At 70.0% G+C, this 18,125-nt stretch carries 16 protein-coding genes and 1 pseudogene; 9 read left to right on the top strand and 8 right to left on the bottom strand.

The window, feature by feature from the left end:
• Positions 1–172: 172 nt before the first annotated feature.
• From ACH4ZA_RS38265 to ACH4ZA_RS38255, 3 genes are read left to right on the top strand one after another with little or no spacing between them, the layout of a single operon-like run.
• Positions 173–1,549, top strand: coding sequence for a rhodanese-like domain-containing protein (locus ACH4ZA_RS38265; protein WP_398433634.1), 1,377 nt, complete (start codon positions 173–175; stop codon positions 1,547–1,549).
• A gap of 39 nt (positions 1,550–1,588) precedes the next feature.
• Positions 1,589–1,951, top strand: coding sequence for a rhodanese-like domain-containing protein (locus tag ACH4ZA_RS38260; protein ID WP_398433633.1), 363 nt, complete (start codon positions 1,589–1,591; stop codon positions 1,949–1,951).
• Positions 1,948–2,700, top strand: a complete 753-nt coding sequence (locus ACH4ZA_RS38255) for a sulfite exporter TauE/SafE family protein (RefSeq protein ID WP_398433632.1) — start codon at positions 1,948–1,950, stop codon at positions 2,698–2,700. Before ACH4ZA_RS38260 ends, ACH4ZA_RS38255 begins: the two co-directional genes overlap by 4 nt.
• A 39-nt stretch (positions 2,701–2,739) precedes the next feature.
• Here ACH4ZA_RS38255 and ACH4ZA_RS38250 read toward each other — a convergent pair whose 3' ends face one another.
• Positions 2,740–3,021, bottom strand: coding sequence for a metal-sensitive transcriptional regulator (locus ACH4ZA_RS38250; protein WP_390804886.1), 282 nt, complete (start codon positions 3,019–3,021; stop codon positions 2,740–2,742).
• 77 nt (positions 3,022–3,098) lie between these two features.
• Here ACH4ZA_RS38250 and ACH4ZA_RS38245 point away from each other — a divergent pair, with 77 nt between their 5' ends.
• A complete protein-coding gene (locus tag ACH4ZA_RS38245; protein WP_398433631.1) occupies positions 3,099–3,665 on the top strand; it encodes a rhodanese-like domain-containing protein in 567 nt (188 codons plus the stop codon).
• Between the two features lie 20 nt (positions 3,666–3,685).
• Here the strand turns inward: ACH4ZA_RS38245 and ACH4ZA_RS38240 are convergent, their stop codons facing one another.
• Positions 3,686–3,892 (bottom strand): hypothetical protein, encoded by a 207-nt coding sequence (locus tag ACH4ZA_RS38240; protein ID WP_398433630.1) that lies wholly within the window; start codon positions 3,890–3,892, stop codon positions 3,686–3,688.
• A gap of 597 nt (positions 3,893–4,489) precedes the next feature.
• Between ACH4ZA_RS38240 and ACH4ZA_RS38235 the strand changes: the two genes are divergently transcribed.
• The 3 genes and pseudogenes from ACH4ZA_RS38235 to ACH4ZA_RS38225 form a co-directional block, all read left to right on the top strand.
• Positions 4,490–5,233 carry a 2OG-Fe(II) oxygenase gene (locus ACH4ZA_RS38235; RefSeq protein WP_398433629.1) on the top strand — a complete coding sequence of 248 codons (744 nt, stop codon included), beginning with the start codon at positions 4,490–4,492 and terminating at the stop codon, positions 5,231–5,233.
• A gap of 147 nt (positions 5,234–5,380) precedes the next feature.
• Positions 5,381–6,265, top strand: coding sequence for a hypothetical protein (locus ACH4ZA_RS38230; protein ID WP_398433628.1), 885 nt, complete (start codon positions 5,381–5,383; stop codon positions 6,263–6,265).
• Positions 6,266–6,412: 147 nt separating this feature from the next.
• A pseudogene (locus ACH4ZA_RS38225) lies at positions 6,413–6,586 on the top strand (IS5/IS1182 family transposase); the annotation flags it as partial.
• Positions 6,587–6,846: 260 nt separating this feature from the next.
• Here the strand turns inward: ACH4ZA_RS38225 and ACH4ZA_RS38220 are convergent.
• Positions 6,847–7,587, bottom strand: coding sequence for a TSUP family transporter (locus tag ACH4ZA_RS38220; RefSeq protein WP_398433627.1), 741 nt, complete (start codon positions 7,585–7,587; stop codon positions 6,847–6,849).
• 55 nt (positions 7,588–7,642) lie between these two features.
• Positions 7,643–8,368 carry a hypothetical protein gene (locus tag ACH4ZA_RS38215; RefSeq protein ID WP_398433626.1) on the bottom strand — a complete coding sequence of 242 codons (726 nt, stop codon included), beginning with the start codon at positions 8,366–8,368 and terminating at the stop codon, positions 7,643–7,645.
• Positions 8,369–8,496: 128 nt separating this feature from the next.
• On the opposite strand from ACH4ZA_RS38215, the gene ACH4ZA_RS38210 reads away from it, so the two are divergent.
• Positions 8,497–9,120 (top strand): PASTA domain-containing protein, encoded by a 624-nt coding sequence (locus ACH4ZA_RS38210; protein ID WP_398433625.1) that lies wholly within the window; start codon positions 8,497–8,499, stop codon positions 9,118–9,120.
• A 540-nt stretch (positions 9,121–9,660) separates the two neighbouring features.
• Positions 9,661–12,132, top strand: a complete 2,472-nt coding sequence (locus ACH4ZA_RS38205; RefSeq protein WP_398433624.1) for a DUF4157 domain-containing protein — start codon at positions 9,661–9,663, stop codon at positions 12,130–12,132.
• 62 nt (positions 12,133–12,194) lie between these two features.
• On the opposite strand, the gene ACH4ZA_RS38200 is transcribed toward ACH4ZA_RS38205, so the two are convergent.
• The 4 genes from ACH4ZA_RS38200 to ACH4ZA_RS38185 all read right to left on the bottom strand — a co-directional run bounded on the left by ACH4ZA_RS38200 (position 12,195) and on the right by ACH4ZA_RS38185 (position 17,720).
• A complete protein-coding gene (locus ACH4ZA_RS38200; RefSeq protein ID WP_398433623.1) occupies positions 12,195–12,392 on the bottom strand; it encodes a hypothetical protein in 198 nt (65 codons plus the stop codon).
• A 152-nt stretch (positions 12,393–12,544) separates the two neighbouring features.
• A complete protein-coding gene (locus ACH4ZA_RS38195) occupies positions 12,545–15,274 on the bottom strand; it encodes a hypothetical protein (RefSeq protein ID WP_398433645.1) in 2,730 nt (909 codons plus the stop codon).
• A 1,359-nt stretch (positions 15,275–16,633) separates the two neighbouring features.
• Entirely contained in the window at positions 16,634–17,029 is a 396-nt protein-coding gene (locus tag ACH4ZA_RS38190) for a hypothetical protein (RefSeq protein WP_398433622.1), read from the bottom strand.
• A gap of 346 nt (positions 17,030–17,375) precedes the next feature.
• Positions 17,376–17,720, bottom strand: a complete 345-nt coding sequence (locus ACH4ZA_RS38185) for a GNAT family N-acetyltransferase (protein WP_398433621.1) — start codon at positions 17,718–17,720, stop codon at positions 17,376–17,378.
• Positions 17,721–18,125: the final 405 nt, after the last annotated feature.

Genomic DNA, 18,125 nt, shown 5'->3' with positions numbered 1-18,125 from the left:
GGACACCACGCCGAGTTCCCCCACCTCACCGAGGTCAGCGCACGTTTCCGCGCCCTGACCGACGCGCCGGTGCACCAGAGTGTCCCGTCTCTGGAATACCCCCCAGGGTATGCCTGTTAGGGTGAGCGTCAGATACCCCCCGGGGTACCTCGTCCGAGAGGAGTCATGAGCCGTGTTCTTCGTCGACACCCTGGAGTTCGAAGGCCTGGGCAATCGCAGTTATCTGGCCGGCGGGCCCCGTGCCGCGGTGGTCATCGACCCGCCACGGGACATCGACCAGGTCATTGCTGCAGCGGCCCGTCGTGGAGTGCGCATCGCTCTCGTGGCAGAGACGCACGTGCACAACGACTACGTCACCGGCGGTCTGGAGCTGGCCCGCGTCACCGGCGCCCGGTACCTGGTGCCGGCCGGGGCGCACGTGTCCTTCGCCCACAGCGCGGTTGCCGACGGCGACAGCGTGGCGGTCGACGAGGGGCTGGTGCTGCGTGCGATCGCCACTCCCGGGCACACCCCGCACCACACCTCCTACACCCTCGGCGAGGACGGGCGCGATGTGGCGGCGTTCACCGGCGGATCCCTGCTCATCGGCACCGTCGGCCGGCCGGACCTGGTCGAGCCGCGGCTGACCGAACAGCTCGCCCGCGCCCAGTACGCCTCCGCCCATCGTCTGGCCGACGAGCTGGACGACGAGGTGCCGGTGCTGCCCACCCACGGGTTCGGCAGCTTCTGCTCCTCCTCGCAGGCCGAGGGGGACGCGACCACGATCGGCAGGGAGCGCAAGACCAACGACGCGCTGCTCCTCGACGTCGACGGCTTCGTCGCCCGGATGCTCGCCGGGCTGGACGACGTGCCCGCCTACTACGCGCACATGGGCCCGGCCAACGCCGCAGGTCCAGCGCCGGTCGACCTCACCCCTCCGGGGCGTGCGGACGCCGAGGAGATCGCCTCCCGGCTGGCCGCGGGTGAGTGGGTGGTGGACCTTCGCAGCCGTATCGCCTTCGCCGAGAGGCACGTGGCGGGGTCGTTCAACTTCGAGGGCGACGGCAAGCTCGCCACCTACCTGGCCTGGCTGATCCCGTGGGGCAAGCCCGTCACCCTGCTCGCCGAGTCGCCCGGGAGGATCGCCGCCGCGCAGCGGGAGCTGGCGCGGGTGGGCATCGACCGCCCGGCCGCCGTCGCCACCGGCGACCCCGCCGACTGGATCCGTGACGGCGAACAGCTCACGTCCTTCCCCCGCGCCCGCTTCGCCGAATTGGCCGGCGCCCGTGAGCGCGGCGACGACGTGGTCGTGCTGGACGTGCGCCGGGACTCGGAGCGTGCGGGCGGCCACATCGCCGGGTCCGTCCACATTCCGATCCACGAGCTGCACGGCCGCATCGGCGAGGTGCCGGACGGGGTGGTGTGGGTGCACTGCGCCGGCGGTATGCGCGCGGCGATCGCCGCCTCCCTGCTCGACGCCGCGGGCCGTGACGTGGTTGCCGTCGACGACGGCTTCGACGCCGCCGCCGAGGCAGGGCTGCCCCTCACCCGCCCCGGCCGCACGGACTGACACGCCCTACCGCGCCACCTGCACGAAAGTGATCATCTGATGTTGCCGCTTCTCCGCCGCTCCCGCGGCCGCCTCACCCCCCGCCTGGCCCACCAGCAGACCAGCGACGGCGCCGCCGTCCTGGTGGACGTCCGCGAGACACCGGAGTGGAACGCCGGGCACGCGCCCGGCGCGCTGCACCTGCCCCTGTCCCGTCTGACGGCAGGGGACTCGCTCCCGGCCGCCGCGCAGGGCAGGCCGGTTGTCACGATCTGCCGCTCCGGTCACCGCTCCCGGCAGGCCGCCGCATTGCTGGCCGGACGCGGCGTTCAGGCCACGGACGTCACCGGCGGCATGACCGCCTGGGCGCGTGCGGGCCTGCCGATCGTCGGTCAGGGCGGCAGCAACGCCGTCATAGCGTGAGTGCTCTGATCCTGGCCCTGATCGCGGGGGCAGCAGTCGGAGTCGCGCTCGGCGCGCTCGGCGGGGGCGGCAGTGTCCTGGCAGTCCCGGCGCTGATCTACCTGCTCGGCTTCACCCCGGCCGCCGCGACCACGGCCAGCCTGATCGTCGTCACGGCCACCTCGCTCACCGCCCTGTACGCCCACGCCCGCACCGGCAACGTCCGCTGGAGAGCCGGCGCCCTCTTCGCCGCAGCCGGACTTCTGCCCGCGGCCGCAGCCGGAGCAGCGGCATCCCGCCTGCCCCAGCCGGTACTGACCGCCGCGTTCGCTGCCGTCGCCGCACTCGCCGCCGCCCAGATGCTGCGCCCCAGCCGCTCCGCGACCTGCCCGCCGGCCGGCGAGGCACAGCCCGCCCGGGCCGCCGGTACCGGCGCAGGGCTCGGTGCGCTGACCGGTCTGCTCGGGGTCGGCGGAGGCTTCCTCGCCGTCCCGGCACTGGTCACCGTCCTCGCCTTCGAGATGCAGGCTGCCGTCGGCACCAGCCTGCTGGTGATCTCGGCAAACTCGCTGGCGTCCCTGGCCACCCGCGGCACCACCACCGTCGGGGTCGACTGGGCGCTCATCGGCCCCTTCACCGGGGCGGCGATCCTGGGCGCCTGGGACGGCAGACGCCTGGCCGCCAAGGTCACCGGCACCCTGCTGCAACGCACGTTCGCCGTCGTGCTGTTGGCCGTAGCCGCATTCATGCTCATGGACGCCCTCACCTGAGCAGCCGCACGCATGTTCCGGGGGCCGCGGCGCCGCGGCTCACGCCAGAGAAAGAAACAGCTTCTCCAGCCGGGCCCGCATCTGCTCCCGGTCGCCGGAGGACGCCATGTCCGCGTCGGTCAGGCAGTGCTGCAGACCGGTGGCGATGATCGCGAAACCGGCCTTGTCCAGAGCCCGGGACGCCGCGGCGAGCTGGGTGACCACATCCTCGCAGTCCCGCCCCTCCTCGATCATCTTGATCACACCCGCGATCTGACCCTGCGCCCGGCGCAGCCGGTTGACCACCGTCTTCAGTTCCTCGGCCGCCATCGCCAGTTCCACAACCCACGCTCCTTCGAGATACCCCCTTGGGTATCCTACCGAAGGGGTGACCCGGACCGAGCAAAGGAAAACACCCCGTGGCACCCACCACCGCCCTCACCGCCGACCAGGCCCACACCCGCCTGCACGAGCTGACCGTCATCGACGTGCGCACTACCGGCGAATACGCCTCCGGCCACCTGCCCGGCGCCCACAACATCCCCCTCGACCACCTCGACACCGCCCTGCCCGCGCTGAAGGCCGCCGCGGATCGCGGCAACCTCCTCATCGTGTGCGCCTCCGGCGCCCGCTCGGCCCAAGCCTGCCGACACCTCGCCGACCACGGCATCCCCGCCGCAACCCTCACCGGCGGCACCACCGCCTGGACACAGCTCGGCCACCAGACGCACCGCCCGGCCGGCGCCCGCAACCCCTGGGCCATGGAGCGCCAGGTCCGCCTCGCCGCCGGGTCCCTCGTCCTGACCGGCCTGATCGCCGGACGACGCTGGAACACCGCCCGCTGGCTCTCCGCGGGTGTCGCCGGCGGCCTGGTCTTCTCGTCACTCACCAACACCTGCGGCATGGCCAAGATCCTCGCCAAGCTCCCCCACAACCAACCCCAGGCCGCCGCCCTGGACGACGCCCTCGCGGCCCTGACCGGCTGACCGACGTCCACGGGACCGGGCTATGGGCGGGCCTGGGCCATGAGTTTGCCGAGCTCGGCCACCGCCTGGTCGCGCTCGACCCCGTCCAGGTCCTCCAGCAGGATCTCGATCCGGCTCTGCCAGACGGCCTCGTGCCGCACCCGGAGCCGTTCCACCGCGTCCCGGCCGGCCGTCGGCAGTTCGGACGCGCCGCGGTCCAGCCGCTCCAGCTCACGGCTCTCCCGCACCGCGTCCCCACGCCCGAACCACTCGGCGACCCGGCCCCGAAAACCGTTTCCACAGGTCAGTCCCCGCCGCCTGGACCACTGCAGATCCGCCCGCCGCCGCTGCCGCCGATACCAACTCGTCCAGCATGCCGCCTCTTTCAACTCCCGTGGCCTCGCGGGCATTACGACCCTGGCACGCGAAGGGCGCCCGCGGAGGGAACTCGCACCTGGTCGGCGCCCGGCAAGGTCGACGCCCTCGATGGCGTCGGCCGCTGCGGTACGGAGCAGCCCAACGCCGCGTGGGACTACCTCGCCTCGGTAGTCCCCTGAGCCGGTACCAGCCGTCTCCCGGCCTTCTCCGCCGCGTTGGGTACGTCCTGCTTGCTTTGCGGGCTCACCCCGACCTAATATCGTCACCGTGACGATAATCGCCCAGTGGTCCCCGCTCCCTGCAGGCATTGACTCCAGGGGCTTCGAGTCCCTCCACGGACTCGAAGCACACAAGTACGTGACCCACGGTCCCGCCGTCCACCTCAATGCGCCGCCCGCGGCCGTTCCGGGCCGTGGGACCCGCGGCCACGTCGGGATCGGCGACGGCCTCAGCACGGAGAAGTGATCATGTTCGAAATGCCGGTAAATCCCTTCGAGCTCTCCGAAGAAGCGCTGAGCCGAATATCTGCCGATGACTCATGGACCCCGATAGAATCGGAGATCCCAAAGGCCAACGCCAAGGTGATTCGCCATTTCCTCACTCGGGCCGAAGTGGAGGCATTCGCGACCGAACTGGCCGCCCAGCGCTTCGCCCCGGTGGGCCGAGACGGCATTGCCGCCAACTATGCAGAGGGAGATCCGGTCGCTCATCTCCGCGCCACGGCCGAATCCACATCCCTGGCGGCAGAATTCTACCGCAGGCTGCGGACGCTTCTATCGCTGGAAGTGGGATCGGACGATCCGACGGATTCGGCCGGAAGGCCCTGGAGGCCGGCGGCCGTCAATCCGCGCATGCGCTTCATCACGTACGAACACGGCGGATTCATAGTTCCGCACTACGATTCGCCCTATTTCGCCCCCGACGGAAGGCGCACTCTCCTGACGGTCGTCATCTACCTGTCTTATGAGGCCGTGGGCGGAGAAACGCGGTTCATCGCCGACAAGCAGAACGATCTTCCCTTTGCGCAACGTGACTTCTCTGACTGGCCGCGGCTCGCGAAGCCTGAGGAAATATTGAGTGCCCACCACCCCGAACCGGGCGATGCGCTCCTCTTCTGGCATCGGACGCTTCACGACTCGGCCCCGCTTCTTGAGGGTACGAAAACAATACTCAGAACCGACGTGCTCTACGAGCCCGTAGATGTGCCTTGAGCAGCGGCAAGGCCACCGTCGCGTTGCCCCTCCCCCGGAGACCGACGTCCGGCACGCCGTGATCGCCCACCTCCGGGCCGGGCAGCATCGGGCCCTGCCCGCGGCCGGGCATCGGATCCACTCGCACCGAACGGCAGGGAGAGCAGCATGGCCAACGGGAGGACCCACACCGACTGGGTGGAGACGGTGTCTCAGGACGGCCTGCACCTGATGCAGACGCGCTTGGAGGTGAGAGTTCCTACGTCTGAGGGTCGCAAGTTCATCACCTGCGGTCTGGCCCGGAAAACGTACGTGATGGCAGGCGGTATTGCCTGTCGGGTTTCGTCCTACGCACTCGGCCGCGACCTGGGCAGCCCGGGCAACTACGACTTCGAGATCGTTTCTGCGACGGGGGGACCTCCGATCCGGAGGTTCTTCAACCGGGACGGCGTGCCGGCCGAGTTACTCGAGGGCGCTCTGTTCGACGCGCAAGAGGGGCTTGACGAAGGCGAGTACATCGTCCGAATCGCGGCGGGAATGACGACCAGCTGGGACAGCGGGACGGGACAGAGCATCGAGCTCCCTGTCCCGTGCCACGAGCTCGCATTCGTCGTGGTGGGATCCGCACCGCGGGAGGTGCGCGCGAGTTCCGGCGGCCCGTGGGCGGCGCGGCCCTCCGTGGAGATCCCCGTGGTCGATTGGCGCGATCAGCCCACGGCGGAGGCGGCATGGGAGGCCTACCTGAACGGGAACAGAATCAGTCTGGATGCCTACGGGATCTTCTCCCCGCAGCATCTGATGAGGAATCAACGGGATACCGCTCTGGAGATTCTCCGCAGCGAGGGCTACGCCATACCGCGGACCCCGGAACCCGCCGAGACGCCTGGGACCTGGCTGGGCCACTGGGGTGGAGCATGGATGCCGGCCGATGTGCTCGCGGCCCTGCACACCGTGCCGGACGACACCGCGCGACGTGCGTGGTATCAGGGAGCGGAGGAATCCCTGGACAGCGCATGGGATATGCACCTCCTGTGGACCACCGACGTGTTCTGACCGGGCCCGCGCTCCGTCCATGGCCACCGTGGCGGGCGTCGGCAGTCACCCTGCACCGAGGTGCCGAGTACCGGCCGCGGCCCGGTCCGCCTCCGGCCTGACCGCCGGTCGCGGCCCGGGCGAGGATGTACGGCAGCACCAGAATGTGCGCACGCGCGGTTGCGCCAGCGCGGCATCCGCCACCGCATCGCCCGCAGGGGAATCGAGTCCTCTGCGGCTCGGACGCCACCGCTGGACCATAGAACGACCATGGCCCGGCTCGCCGGCTACCGCCGACTCCACCGCCGCGACGAACGCAAGGCCGAACGCTTCCTCGCCTTCACCAGCCCGGCCCCCGCACCCTCATCTGCTACCGCAGACTCGCCAAATGAGATGACCTCCAAACCAGCCAGCGGCCGACGAGGGACTGGACCTCCCTCGCGGCCGCCTCCAGGTCGGCCCTGTGCGAAACGCCTCGGCCGTCCGGCCTTGCCGGTGTTCGGCGAGCGCCATAACGAAGGGGTGGCCTTCGAAGACGCTTACCTCCTCGAGCGTCCGGCTGCCGGCACGGGCGAGACCCGGTGATGACCGGCTGGGGATGTTCAACCACCGGTGATGGCCAGAAGGAGTCCGGAGATGATCAGGCCGATCTCGGCCACGATGACGAAGCCATGGGCGGGGAGCCGGTCAACGATCTTCTTGCCGGCCCAAGCGCCCGCGGTGCCGGCGGGTGCGAGGGCCAGGCCGATGACAGCGTTGGAGGCGGTCAGCACGGCAGCGGCACCGAAGACGACCAGTTTGGTCAGGTGCATCACCACGGCTGACGCGGCCTCGGTGCCGATGTAGGCGCCCTTCAGCAGGCCGCGTGCCAGGAAGAACGGGGCGACCATCGGGCCCACCGAGCCGAGCAGGGCTGAGCCGAAGCCGGAAGCGGCGCCGACGACGGCGAACGCGGTGTCGTCCAGCCGGGCAGCGTGCGGCTTCCAACGCCGCCAGGCGACCATCACCAGCAGGAACACGCCGACGAGGCGGGTCAGCGCGGGCAGGGGCGCGGTGGCGAACAGCAGCGCGCCTGCGACCGCGGCCGGTACGGCTCCCACAGCGAAGACACCGACACGGCGCCGGTCGACCTCGCGGCGGTTGAACCACACCCGGCTGCCGTTGCTGGCCAGCTGGGCAACGGTGAGGACCGCCACCGCATCACGGGCGCCCAGGACGCCAACGAACACAGGCAGCAGCAGCGCCCCGCCGCCGAACCCGGCCACCGCAGACAACGCCGCGGCGCCGAAAGCAGCGGCAACAAGGATGATCACTTGCCATGCCAGTTCCGTGCGGGCGCACACACACGCACATCAGCAAGGTCCCCACCGACAACCACACCGACGACGAACCTGGCAGTCACGGCAGACACCGTCGCAGTATCGGCTTTTGAGCTGCATCGATCACGCTGTCCACCACCTCGGTCAGTGGCTCGGACGCATCGATGATCGTCGCGCCAAGGCCTTCGTAGATCGCTCGCATCCGAGGATTCCACTCCAGGGCCGCTGCGAGCTCCTCGGGATGTCGGCCGAATGCGTTCGTGGTGCGGGTCGCGAGCCGGTGACGGAGGGTGTCCTCCTTGATCACCAGACACACGATGACGTCGAAAAGATCGCGGACTTCTGCCTCGTTCTCCGCCGACCCACACAAGAACGCGATGCGGAAACGAGACTCCTCGACGAGGGTCTCAACTCGCTCACGGACGATCACCCACCCGTATCGATCGAGCCAGCCCTCGGGTACCGGATGCGGAAGGTCCATCACGGCTTCGCCCTCAGCTCGGTCGATCCAGCGACTGAAGCCGTCCTCGTCGGCGTCGAGCGCGACGTGGCCACGCTCTCGCAAGGCCGCGCAGACCGTGGACTTACCAGCCCCTGAGTTACCCGTCACCCACACCAACGTCACGCCGCCAGCGTAGACATGACCACTCCGGCCCGGCGACGCCATTGCCGCGATCAGCCCAAGTGCCGCTTCGACCGCGCTACTGCCCCGCGCAGGCACCTGGGTGGCCGGCGCCTGCGCCAGCCGGCGGACGGCCGAGGCACCGGCCCACGTTACGGGGCCGTCTCCTCCGAGCAGGGACATCCGCAGGAACACCCAGGAACGCAGGGGAACGGACCACTCGTTCAGGTCACAGAGCCGCCACGCACCTCACATGTCCAACCATCCCCCATACGCTCGTCCATCACAGCGACTCGTCAACGGGGGCACACATGGCCAACTGGAAGCTCATCGGCACCACCATCGGCGTACTTCTCCTCGCCGGAACCGGCTGCGGCCCGGACGACGCCACCGGCACCAGCACGACGTCCACCGCCGGTACCGGGAAGACGGCGTCCAGCGGCAAAGGCAAGGCCGAGACGAAGGCCGTCCCCAACCTTGTCGGCATGGGTCTCCAGTCCGCCCAAGACACCTCCCAGGCCGCCGGCTTCTACGCCCTCAAGTCCCACGACGCGCTCGGCCGCGGCCGCATGCAGGCCCTCGACCGGAACTGGAAAGTGTGCAGTCAGAACATCGCCGCCGGGAAGAACGTGCCCACAGACACGGAACTCGACTTCGGGGCGGTCAAGCTTGAGGAGACCTGCCCCGCGACGGATCAGAAGGCGCCGGCCGAAGCGGGCGGGACGATGCCGGACTTCAAGGGCAAGTCCGTGAAGGCCGCCCGTGCGGCCCTTGATTCGGGAACGTCCATCACGGTGAAGGATGCCGGCGAGGACCGGTTCATCCTCGTCGAGTCCAACTGGCAGGTCTGCGGGCAGACCCCGGCAGCCGGGGCGAAGCTGTCCGGGCAGCCGGTGAGCTTCACCGCAGTCAAATTCGGCGAGAGTTGCCCCTGACGGCACCGGGACCCGAAGCCGCTCGGCTGCGCGCCCGCGGGCGTGAGAGTCACGCCCGCTTGAGCGACAACGCCCGCCGGACGTCGATCCGGAGCGGTCAGGCCGATGAGGCAACACCGGTTGCCCGGGATGCTGCCCGGACCGGCCTGGCGGGCCCGGTCCGGGCAGCGTAGTCATGGGTCGGCATTGTCGTGGAGACGTGAGGGCGGGGCTGGACCGGTGCGTGATCACGGGCGAGAAGCGAGAAGTCCCGCTGAGCCGGGCCTTGGTGTACTGTCCCGCAGGGCCTTGGAGGACGATCTTGACGCGCGTGCCGTGGCGCCGTCCGGCGCAAGGGCCGTGCACCACAGAGCGGCGATGCCCCTCGGGGCGGCGATGTCCCCCGGCATGGTTCTCGCTCTGCAACGGAGCATCGGCAACGCCGCCGTCGTCCGGTTGCTGCGCGCAGCAGGGCATGAGGGGATCGGGGAACAACGACCTGGGTGCGCCGACGGGTGCGGCCATGAACCGACCGAGTCGGCTCCCGTCCAGCGTTCGACCGTGGCAGATGTCCTGCGCTCCCCGGGGCGCAGACTCGACCCCGAGGTGCGGACCGCTGTCGAAACCGACATGAACGCTCCTGGTTCGCTGGAACACGCCGAGGTCATCGACGGCCCCGAGGGTGTCGCCGCCGCACGGTCGGTCCGTTCCGTCGCCTTCACGTCGGGCAACAAGATCGTCGGCGACATCTCCGACCGCGAGACCGCGATCCACGAAGCCATCCACGTCGTTCAGCAGAGCCGCGGCCCGGTCTCCGGCACGGACCGGGGCGACGGCATAGCCGTCAGCGACCCCGGCGACCGCTTCGAACGCGAGGCCGCGACCGAAGCGCGCCGCATCAACAACCGGCTGGCGCAGCCACGCCATACCGCGCAGCGTCGAAGCCGGCAGCCGGAGGCTGCTGCGCAGCGCCTGAGCGTCCGCCCGGTCGTCGGCACGAGCAAGGGGGACGAGCCGAGGGTCGGCCCCTTCAAGGCGGAGGACCAGGCGAACGCGGTGCGGGCGTCGGCCGGCCCGGTGCCGGTCAGAACGGCCCCGGCCGACGGACGGACATCGGCCGGTGGCCACGTGGTCCAGCGGGCGGTGGTCTCGCAGATCGAGCCCACGACCGACGACGAGGGGACGGTGCGGATCGGCACGCTCAACATCATCGGGCGCCCTGATTCGCCGTTCAGCGGCACCATGGGAGACCACTCCACCGCTTTCGCCGTCCAGGTGGAGGCTGTGCGGCGACAGGTCGTCGGCCGGACGGCCGCCGAGGCCGTGGCCAACCTGCGTCTGATGTACGAGGAAATGATGCGCTTGCCCGGAACCGGCCTGATCCGGCTGGACATCCCGGGCGGACACGGGGCGCTCTGGCAGCAGGCGCGTGAGGTGGTGTTTCGGCTGTTCGACGAGTTCAACGAGAACGCGTCGGAAACCCGGAGAATGCCGCTGGTCCAGCAACTCGCCAATGCGCTCCTCCACCTGCGTGAGCTCGTTCCGCTGTCAACGATCAACGTCAAGGCGGTACGTCCAGCCCTCGCTGGCAAGGGGAAGGGCGAGTCGCGCCACCGCGACCTGCTGCTCAAGGAGGAAGCGGACCTGGCGAGCGGAATGACGGTCGCTCCGGAGCCGCTGCAAGGGGCCATCCTGGCTCTCTTCGACTGCAAGGCGGTGGCGCTGCTCGCCCTGGAGCCGGCGGCCAACCGTCAGCTCATGGCTCCGGGGCTGACGAGGGACACCAGTGTCGAGGACGTCGTTGTCCTCACAGCCCGTCAGCACATCCAATCTGTCCAGGCGGCCTTTCCCCTGGCCTTCGCGCGGGCCTGGCCGAACCAGGGCGAAGCGTTGGCCGACCTCTGCGGGTCGGTCATGGCCGCGGTGAACAAAGCGCGGATGGCGGATGTGCCTTACTACGAAGACCAGATCGCGAAGTCAAAGAGTCGGAAGGCCAGGGCAGAGAGCGAACTGGGTGTGCTCTCCGCGAGGAACAAAAACGGCAGGCGCACTCAGGAGGCCGTCATCACCGAAGAGTCGGAGACCCTGGAGCGTCTGGAGAACGAGTTGAGGGCAGCGAAAAAGGCGATCGCCGCCGCGAGCATCTCGTCCAGCTCCTCCTCCAACTCGCCATCCGCAGCCTCTTCCTCCGCCTCGTCGTCCGACGCCATGGAGGAAGAGGCGGAAGACGACGAGGCTGCGGACGAGGAGGCTGCGGACGACGAGGAGGTCCTGGCCGACGGGACGCGGCGCAAGCAGCCCTTGGCGTCCCAGATCGTCGTGAACATGCAGGGCACCACCGCCTACGTCACCGGCATGCACTCGGCCGGCCGTAGCCCCTCTCCCCTGCCCGGGGGGACGATGGGTGCGCATACGACGGCCTGGGCGGTACACCTCGACGCGATCCGCACCGCCATCGTGAACAAGCCGCTCTCCGACGTACTGGCAGCGCTGCCGAATCTCCGTGCCGATGCCCTGGCCATGTACACGAGGCTGCATCGGAGCTTCAGGCACACCGCGGAGCACACGGCGGGTCTGAAGAACGCGGACGAACTGATGAGGCACTACCTCGCCAGCATCCGCGAGGTCTCGGACGAAGCGAAGCCTCTCTTCGTGCAGGGCTTCCTGAACCAACTGCTCACCTTCGTCAACTACATCCCCGGCGCGACCCTTGAGGCGGCCGACACCGGCGGCAAGGGCGAGGGCACCTCGCGGAGAACCCTGCTGGCCTTCGAGAGAACGGGGACCCCGGCGGACAGGTACGTCGTCACGAACCTCCGGGAAGCCATCCTGAAGCTCCTCGACCTCAAGGACGTAAAAGACGAGGCCGCACAACTCGCCCTGGTCGACAACCACCTCGCAACCATCAGCCGGGCCTACCCGAGGTCCTACAGCACCGCCGGCCTCACCGACGCCGAGGATGCACTCACCGCCTGGCACGTGATGGCCGAGAAGGCCGAGGACAAGAAGAGGAGGAAGAAGGAGCAGGAGTGAGCGGCGAGGAGCACGCGACTGTCCGCCTCCGCGGCTCCGTAACGCACTCCAGGATCGTCGTCCTATGCCTGTGGCGCCCGCGAGGGCGAACAGACGGGCACCGCGGCCACCACCAGCGCCTCGACCTCGTCGCCGACGAGCTCGCCGATCGACTGCTCGAACGCGTGGAGTCCCGCCCGGTGCCCCGTCGGGACAGAGGAGGCGCCGGCCTCGGTCAGGCGCACCAGCGTGGCGCGCTCGTCGGACGCGTCCTCGGTCATGGTCGACGGTCGGCGCGGGCCCGATGGTATGGGACGCGCGGGCAGCGCCGCCTCCGACTTTCCGGGCATCCTGTGACGCGCCGGGGGCCCGGACGATCGGCGGGCCGGGCCCCCGGCGCGCGAGGGGGCCGACCTTCCCTCGTACCTCGTGTTCACGGCTGGTCGAGGACCGTCCCCGTGAGCACAGGCCTGTCGGGCAGCGGCTCTGCGTTGCGGTCGGTCAGTGCGACGCGTATCGACTCCGTCGGCTCGGTCACCTGGTCGTTGACGGTCGGCACGACGAAGTCCACGCTCGTGCTCCCGGCGGGGATGCGCAGCCACACCCACAGGTGCGTCCGGGACAGCGGCCGCTCGGGGTCGGACAGGTCACCGGACGAGTCCTTGAGCCACTGCGGATCCACGTCCTTGGTGGACAGCTCGGCGCCCTCGGTGGCCGCGAGTACCCGCACCGGCTGCCAGATGTCGGCCGCTGCGGGCGCCTCCACGGACAACCGCCAGGTCAGCGTGGCACCCTCGGTCACCCGGTCCGCGAGCGGCGACAGGTTGGCCACCGGCTCGGGGTCGTCGTTCGCGACGGTGAGGCCGCCTCGGTACCTGCCGACGACCGCGTTGTGGACGGCCTTGACGGCGATGTCGTGCTCCACGTCGTCGCCGTACACCGTGTCGCCCTTCACCTCGACGGGCACGTCGATCGCGTGGCTGCCGGGCCGTACCGTGACGAGGCGGTTCTCGGCCCGGCCGCCGTCCGGGTCGAGGACGTACACGCGGACCTGTCCGCTGCCGTGCCCGGAGAGCGTGACCGGGATCCGGTAGGTGCGGGTGCCTGAGTCGCCCTCCTTGACGATCGTGCGGCCGACGTCGACACGCGGAAGTGCGGCCGCCCTCAGCTCCGACGTACCGGGCGCCCAGCCCCAGGCGTCCATCAGCCAGACCTGTCCGTTCCGCGAACGGGGGGTCAGCGCCAGGGACTTGACGTGCCTGAGATCGAGCCCGGCCCGGGTCGCGGCCGACAGAGGAACGCGCAGTTCCTGAGCCCAGTAGGAGGCGGTGGCCGCGGAGCCCGGCAGCCCCGCCATCTCGACCCGGCCCAGCATCGCCGTGCGATTGCGGGAGTCGGTGACGGACACGTCGAACTCGGTGCCGGTGGTGTTCGGCGGTACGAAGACCCGCAGCGCGAGCTTCTGCGTCCCGTGCAGGGAGAGCGGCTGGGGTGGAGAGACCCGCGCGGCCTTCCCCGGCGCGGACCACTTCAGGTCAATCGCGCTGCGGCCGGTCTCCTGTTCCGTCTCCCACGCCGCGAAGTGCGGTGACGATCCGAGGGTGGTCGCCGGGTCCAGGCAGGCCACGGCCGCGTCGGGGTCGATGGCCGAGCACAGTCGGGCGCCGGTCACCTTCACCCCTCCGTCCGGCAGGAACCCGCTGCTGCGGCGGCCGCCGACGGCATGGCTCAGCACCCGGGCAGGGTCCGCGGACGGGGCCCGCTTGCCGGAACCGTCGACCAGCGGACGCACCCGGTCGTCCCCGGCGAGGAAGAGCCGGGCGGCGGCGGCGATGTACGTGGAGCCCGCCTTGTGCTGCTGGACAGCGGTCAGCCTGGGCGCGGCGCCCGGCGTGCACACCGGGTCGGGCTGCTCCGGGTCGGTCCCGAAGTCGTCCCTGGCCGGCGCGACGGCCTCGCCCGGGGTCCACTCGCTGTTGAAGTAGTTGTGGTTGGCGCCCACCATGTAGACCGCGCTGTGCAGTGCCGTGCCCCGGCCGATCCCGCGCGTGCCGTCGACGAAGTCCTCGCCCTGCAGGTCCGACACGTCGCCGTCACAGCCCGGCAGTAACGTCACGGACGGCACGTCGGCGACCGGATTCTGGCCGAAGATCGTCGGCGCGATGAGTACGGTCCCTCGCACCTTCCAGCGCACCGGGCCCGGGGAACCGTCCTCGGCGTGCGGCGGCGGGTAGAGGCTGTCCACGGCGGCCCGGTTGACGCCCTCGCCACCACGCGAGTGGCCGACGAGCAGGACCCGGGACAGGTCGGCCTTCGGCGCCTCGCGTACGACGGCCGGGGCGGAGGAGCGGTGGGCGGACCAGTCTGCCCAGCGGGCGAGGTGGAGCCGTACCAGTGAGGAACGCGCCTGCGCGCCGGCATCCTCGGTCTCCGAGTCCTGGGCGTTGATGCCGTTCGCCGATATCGACACCGTCACATAGCCCTGCGAGGCCAGCAGTTGCTGGTCTCGCAGATAGCCAAGGTGGCTCGGAATCGGCTTGTAGCCGTCCGCACAGGGCCAGTCGCCGTTCGCGGCGGCCGTGGAGCCCGGCTTGTAGCAGGTGTCGTGGCGGCCGTGCAGGAACAGTGCCAGCGGCCGGCTGCCGGTCGCGCCCTTCGGTGCAACCACCTGGGCGGTCATCTCCACCGGGGTGGCGTACCCCGGCAGGCGGACCGGGTCGAGTTCGTACGCGCCGGAGACCGTGCGGTACGCGCCGGATCGGCCCGGGTCGACGCCGTTCGCCGGGGCCTGCGCGGGCGTCCCGGTCACGCGCGAGCCGGCCTTGTGCGTGCCTTCGGAGGCCGCGTCCAGTCGGCGCCCGGCGGCCGTCACTCGAAGGCCCGTCAGCCGCTCGGGCCGCGTCTCGCCGAGGGCGAGCCGGAAGGTCCGCCCGTCTCTCGCCTGCTTCGGCGCCCCGAGCAGCCGGTCCCCCGCACGGAACTCGACTCGCGCATCTCCCAAGGGCACGGCCTTCGGGGCACGCCACACCAGCTCATGCGCCCCGCCCCGCCCGTCGATCCGCCACCCCGGCGGGAGCGGTTTGGCCTTCGCTGTCTGCAACAGCCCTAATCGCTGAGGCTGTTGTGCGTGTGCCGGTCCGGGCGAGCCCACCAGGGCCGCCATCACCGCCACGGCGGTCACACATATTCGCCGGGCACGGATCAATGATCCTCTCCTCAAAACCCCGTGCGCAGACGTCCCGTCGGTCCCGGGCGCCTCTCGCGTCACCTAGGACGGGAAGCAGCGCGCGTGGGTTGTCTGCGCGGGGACCGGAGGCCGACGATGCCGGACGCGCGCCGGCCGCGATGGTGACGGGCCCGGCCCCAGAACGTCCCGCCGACGGCCGATCTCGTCCAACTCTGAGTGGTCCTCGCCGGAGAGCGAGAGGCCCGCGCCGACACGGTTGTCACGCAGCGGAAATCTTCGGTTTCGCGAACTCGCCGAAGCCTGGGGGTGCTGGTAAATGCGGTTGAACGCCGCGTGCACGTCCGGCCGGTCCAGGTGTCATCGAACACCAGCCGGGCCGGATGCCGCTTGCGGCCACGATGCGGGCCTCCGTCACTTGTAAGGCGGCATGTTGTTGGTCGGGTTTCCGGGACTCCAGTCCATGTGGGCCACGAGGACGATCAGGAGGAGTATCACCACGATCAGAACGAGCACCCCCACCCAGAAACTGTCCGCAGGTGCGGGACGGTGCGGGTCCGGTGAGCTGTCCGGTCGGTCATCGACACCCTCATCGGCACGGTCCTCGGCGTCACTGTACCCATCGGGTGCCACGGCCCCTCCTTCGATAGCGCCATGGCACCGCAACACAGGGTGGGCGTCAAGACGGCCCGCAGCTACGTGCCTCCTGGGGCATACAGGGGCGTGCCCACCAGTGCGTCAGTTGCTGGCAATCGACCTTGCGTCGCGCCGCCGAGCGAGTCCGTGACCATGGTCCCTGTCGGTCGTCGAGGGCTTCCGCCGGGTGCGAAACGGGTGGCCGTCCGGGTCCTGGAGACCGCATCCTGCGCCCACTGGGCCCCTGTCACGCCCTTCCCGGGCGACGGCCGGATGATCCAAGGCCCTTACTTCCACGGCTACTTGGCGATGTCGGACGGTACCCTTCAGGACGTGACGGAATACAACCGGCCCGAGACGTGAGGCGAGGGCGAGATCATCTCGACGACACGCGATCTGGCCCGCTTCATCACAGCCTTGCTCACCCCGGGCAAGGTGCGGCCGAGGACGATGCTGGACAAGATGCTCGAGTCGCTGGCGCAGGAAGTGCGGACGTCGGACAGCCTTCCGCCCTGCAAAACAGCGTGGGCCTCCAAACGGCCACGGTCAACGGCCTGCCAGTGGGGCAAGACGGGGGAACGGCACGGCTGCAGCTCGGCCATGACGGCCACGCGGGGCCTTCGGCGCAGCGCGGTGTACCCCTGGACACCGACGCACCGCGACGCCGGCCGGCTGCGGATGGCGCCGTGACAGCGGATGCGTTCACGAAGCCGACGGCGGCTTCGCGGCAGAGGGGTCTGGTAGTGCCGGGCCGGCCGCCGCGACCGCCTCCGAGGTCACACGTCTCAGCGCTGGGGCGGTGAGCCAGAGGTTCCTCCCGCCGGCCAGGTACGCCACAGCACGACCCACCCAGTCCGGGTCGCCGAGAAGATGTGGCGTGCCCTCGGCGATCAGGTGTCGTAGCAGGTACTCCAGCCGGAGGGCGTCCACCGCTCGGTACGGGCGCGTGTGTCGGTCGAAGCGCATCTGGTCATCCTCATAGGGGTGACGCAGCGTCATGTGCAGCCAGCCGCCGTTGCGCCCGGCGACCGTACCCTTCAGGGTGTATACGCCCTTGTCGTTGACGTTCCAGGAGTGCTTGCCCCAGGTGATGCGCATGCCGCTCACGATCCTGGACCATGGGATCAGCCGTCCGTCGGAGTCCTCCTCGCGTTGGAAGAGCCCGTGGGGGCGGAACTCGACCCAACGGCCACCCGCTCGTGTCGCGTCCCCAACTACCCAGTGGTGGTCGGCCCGTTCCAGCGGCCCAAGGGAAATACCGTCATCCACCATGCAGGCATTGAATCACGCATGCTTCGATTCCTTGCGCGAATTCGGCGGGCTCGCAAGGTACATCGGAGCCTCACCGCACCGCGGTTGGGCTGCCTGTTCACAGGGGCCCTCCACGCACAGCCGGGGCCGGGTCGTGCGCCCGTCCGGGCGAGCTCTAACACGCCGCCGGCCGTCAGCTCGTGAAACGCCCGCGCCCCACGAGTTCCTCGCCGTCAGGAACGCGGTCCACCCCGAAGCCGTCCATGAGGGCCCGCACCGCGCTGCTCTGCGGCGTCGTGCTCACGTACACCTGGTCCCACCCTATTGGGCGGGCCTGCTCCAACAGCAACTGCAGTACGGCGGCGCCCACTCCGGCACCCCGATGCGACCGTCCGATCCACACCCCCGCCTCGACCGTCCCGTCCTGGCCCTCCACCGGGTACAGCCGTGCCGCTCCCACGACGCGTGCGGACACGGCGATGACGAAGGTGGTCTCCACCGGGTGCACCGACAGCGACCGCGACTCGTGGAAGCGCATGGGAGCTGTCCGTGCCAAAGCCGCCGTCGTGTGCAGGCCGGCGTCGTCTGCCCCGCCGTCACCTCGTGACCGCGGGCATGGCTTGCGACGTCGTCCACCAGGCCCTGCATCGGGCCACCACGCCTGACCCGCGCACCACGGAGGCTTTGCCCGCCGGCATCACGCCGGCGATCAAGGCCTGCCGCGCGGCGAGGGCTGCAAGACCGTGAACCGACTCGAGAGCATCATCGAACGAAACCGACTCGGACCATGAAGAACAAGTTCAGTGGACGCGGCAGCCCGCGGGAATCGCGCAGGACGGCCTAAAGCGTCAGCGGAGCCGGTCGTAGACCAGGGCCATCTCGCCGAGGTCGCCGGTCTCCTGGTGGGTGAGCTTCCACTTCGAGGCGGGGAGGCCGTCGTCGA

Source organism: Streptomyces sp. NPDC020597 (genome assembly GCF_044335095.1).
Taxonomy (GTDB): Bacteria; Actinomycetota; Actinomycetes; order Streptomycetales; family Streptomycetaceae; genus Streptomyces.
This window is presented reverse-complemented; position numbering and strand designations above follow the sequence as displayed.

Coding starts and splice junctions, on each gene's coding strand:
- ACH4ZA_RS38260 (WP_398433633.1), top strand. CDS start 1,589: ATGTTGCCGCTTCTCCGCCGCTCCCGCGGCCGCCTCACCCCCCGCCTG.
- ACH4ZA_RS38235 (WP_398433629.1), top strand. CDS start 4,490: ATGTTCGAAATGCCGGTAAATCCCTTCGAGCTCTCCGAAGAAGCGCTG.
- ACH4ZA_RS38230 (WP_398433628.1), top strand. CDS start 5,381: ATGGCCAACGGGAGGACCCACACCGACTGGGTGGAGACGGTGTCTCAG.
- ACH4ZA_RS38215 (WP_398433626.1), bottom strand. CDS start 8,368: ATGTCCCTGCTCGGAGGAGACGGCCCCGTAACGTGGGCCGGTGCCTCG.
- ACH4ZA_RS38210 (WP_398433625.1), top strand. CDS start 8,497: ATGGCCAACTGGAAGCTCATCGGCACCACCATCGGCGTACTTCTCCTC.
- ACH4ZA_RS38200 (WP_398433623.1), bottom strand. CDS start 12,392: ATGACCGAGGACGCGTCCGACGAGCGCGCCACGCTGGTGCGCCTGACC.
- ACH4ZA_RS38195 (WP_398433645.1), bottom strand. CDS start 15,274: ATGGCGGCCCTGGTGGGCTCGCCCGGACCGGCACACGCACAACAGCCT.
- ACH4ZA_RS38190 (WP_398433622.1), bottom strand. CDS start 17,029: ATGCGCATCACCTGGGGCAAGCACTCCTGGAACGTCAACGACAAGGGC.
- ACH4ZA_RS38185 (WP_398433621.1), bottom strand. CDS start 17,720: ATGCGCTTCCACGAGTCGCGGTCGCTGTCGGTGCACCCGGTGGAGACC.